Origin of the sequence: Streptomyces sp. WELS2, assembly GCF_013870595.1 — a bacterium.
Lineage (GTDB): Bacteria > Actinomycetota > Actinomycetes > Streptomycetales > Streptomycetaceae > Streptomyces.
The window spans coordinates 1-2,441 of record NZ_JACBWZ010000876.1 but is presented as its reverse complement, the minus strand read 5'-3'; the positions used below and the strand labels follow the sequence as shown (position 1 = coordinate 2,441).

The following is a 2,441-nucleotide window of genomic DNA, read 5'->3' as shown; positions in this document are numbered from 1 at the left end:
CCCACCCCCGGGAACGGCAAAGGGCCCGCAACCGGACGAATCCGGCCGCGGGCCCGAGGATCGCGCGACGGCGCGGTCAGGTGCTCTCGATCGACGGGGCCGAGCCCGGGAGGGGGCGGCCCGCCGATTCGGACATGCGCCAGACGGCGAAGCCGCCCACGACGGCGGCGGCCATCATGTAGTACGCGGGCATCATCATGTTGCCGGTGGCCCCGATCAGCGCGGTGACGACGAGCGGGGTCGTACCGCCGAACAGGGACACGGAGACGTTGAAGCCGATGGACAGGGAGCCGTAGCGCACCCGGGTCGGGAACAGCGCGGGCAGCGCGGCCGGCATGGCGGCGGTGAAGCAGACCAGCAGCAGGCCCAGCGCGGCCATGCCGAGGCCGACCGCGAGCAGGCTGCCCTGGCGGATCAGCAGCAGCGCCGGAACGGACAGCAGCAGGAAGCCCGCGCAGCCCGCGGCGATCACCGGGCGGCGGCCGACGCGGTCGGTGAGCGCGCCGGCGAACGGCTGGACGATCATCATCAGGGCCATCACGCCGAGCACGACCAGCAGGCCGTGGGTCTCGTCGTACTTCAGCTCACTGGTGAGGTAGCTGGGCATGTACGACAGCAGCATGTAGTCGGTGACGTTGAAGACCAGCACCAGGCCCATGCAGATCAGCAGCGCCTTCCACTGGCCCGCGACCATGTCGCGCAGCGGCACCTTGGGCCGGGCCTCGGCCTTCTCCAGCTGCGCGGCGAAGGCGGGGGTCTCCTCCAGCCGCATCCGCAGGTACAGGCCGATGATGCCCATCGGGCCCGCGATCAGGAACGGGATGCGCCAGCCCCAGGAGAGCAGGTCCTCGGAGGACAGCAGGGCGGTCATCAGGGTGACCAGGCCCGCGCCGCCGATGTAGCCGGCGAGCGTGCCGAACTCCAGCCAGCTGCCGAAGAAGCCGCGCTTCTTGTCGGGCGCGTACTCGGCGATGAAGGTGGACGCGCCCGCGTACTCGCCGCCGGTGGAGAAGCCCTGCACCAGCCGGGCGGCCAGCAGCAGGAGCGGCGCGCCGACGCCGATCACCGAGTAGGAGGGGATCAGGCCGATGGCGAACGTGCCCGCCGCCATCATGATCATCGTCAGGGCGAGGACCTTCTGGCGGCCGATGCGGTCGCCCAGCGGCCCGAAGACCATGCCGCCCAGCGGACGGACCAGGAAGGCCGCCGCGAAGGCACCGAAGGTGGACAGCAGCTGCGCGGTGGGGTTGCCGGAGGGGAAGAAGACCTTGCCCAGGGTGACCGCGATGTAGCTGTAGACACCGAAGTCGAACCATTCCATGGCGTTGCCGAGCGCTGCCGCCTTGACGGCGCGCCTGACCAGGGCGGGATCGGTGACGGTGACATTGCGGGCCTTGGCGGCCCGGCGGGTCGTCGGACGCGGGGTGACGGCAGTGGCGGTCGCCAAAACGGGGCTCGCCTACCTTTCGACGGGGACAGGGTCGGGCCCGCCGACGGCAGCGGTGACGTGCGTGGGCCGAAAATCGACCATAGGCGGCTTCTGCGTCTTACGTGCTGTATGCGTTTAGATGCACAATGCAGCGAAACCGCTGGTACGCAGGTACGTCTGCCCCCTCGCCCAAGGTCATTCCTGCTGGTCGGTGTGATCCTTATCGCGCCCCCGGCCTGCAACCGGAGCCTTGCGGCGCCGAACTCATCCGGACATAACCGGCCACGTCGGGTTAACGGGGGGTTGCCTGCGTTCCACTCCGAGGTGTCTGCGAGCCTCATAGGGCACGCGGACAGGAATCCGGCGCATCGGGCGTCCGGGACGAAGGGGCGGGAGGCCGACGAGTCGTGATGAGCGCGAGGCACGGCGGACGACCCACGGAGGGCTTCGACGCGCCGGAGGCCGGCGCGCGGCTGAGAGCCACCCGGCTGGCCCTGTGGGCCGTGGCCCTGATCCTCGCCGCCCGCCAGATGGCCGTCGTCCTCACCACCCCGGGCAACGAGCGCCTCACCGACCTGGAGACCTGGATCGGCCCCGAGGGCGTCCTGCACGTCAAGGGCTCGATCTACGACTCCACCGAGTTCACCGGCACCCCCTTCGGCGGCCTGGTGCTGCGCCCTCTGACCCGCTGGGCCGAGGCCGCCCTCGGCTGGAGCTGGACCTTCGGCTCCCTGCTGCTGGTCGTCGCCCTCGGCGTGGTCGCCGCCCGCGCGCTGCCCCGGCCGGCCGGTCGCCGCACCTCGCTGCTGGCCGCGCCGGTCGCCGTCAGCCTGCTGATGGTCTCCCTGCCGGTCCGCGACGACCTGTGGCTCGGGCAGACCAGCATCACCCCGGTCCTGCTCGTCCTGCTCGGCTGCTTCGCCGTGCGCGGACAGCGCGCGAGCGGACTGTGCGTCGGCGTGGCCGCCGCGCTCCAGCCCACCGTGCTGCTCTTCGTACCCCTGCTGTGGCT

General features: G+C 71.2%; 2 protein-coding genes. One reads left to right on the top strand and one right to left on the bottom strand.

All coding sequences use genetic code 11. The annotated features are described in order from the left end of the window. Nucleotides 1-76: 76 nt before the first annotated feature. Nucleotides 77-1,447 (bottom strand): glycine betaine/L-proline transporter ProP, encoded by a 1,371-nt coding sequence (gene proP, locus H5J33_RS31140; RefSeq protein ID WP_181798109.1) that lies wholly within the window; start codon nucleotides 1,445-1,447, stop codon nucleotides 77-79. Nucleotides 1,448-1,839: 392 nt separating this feature from the next. Here proP and H5J33_RS31135 point away from each other — a divergent pair. Then, on the top strand, nucleotides 1,840-2,441 hold a 602-nt coding region (locus tag H5J33_RS31135; RefSeq protein ID WP_181798108.1), incomplete at its 3' end, for a glycosyltransferase family 87 protein.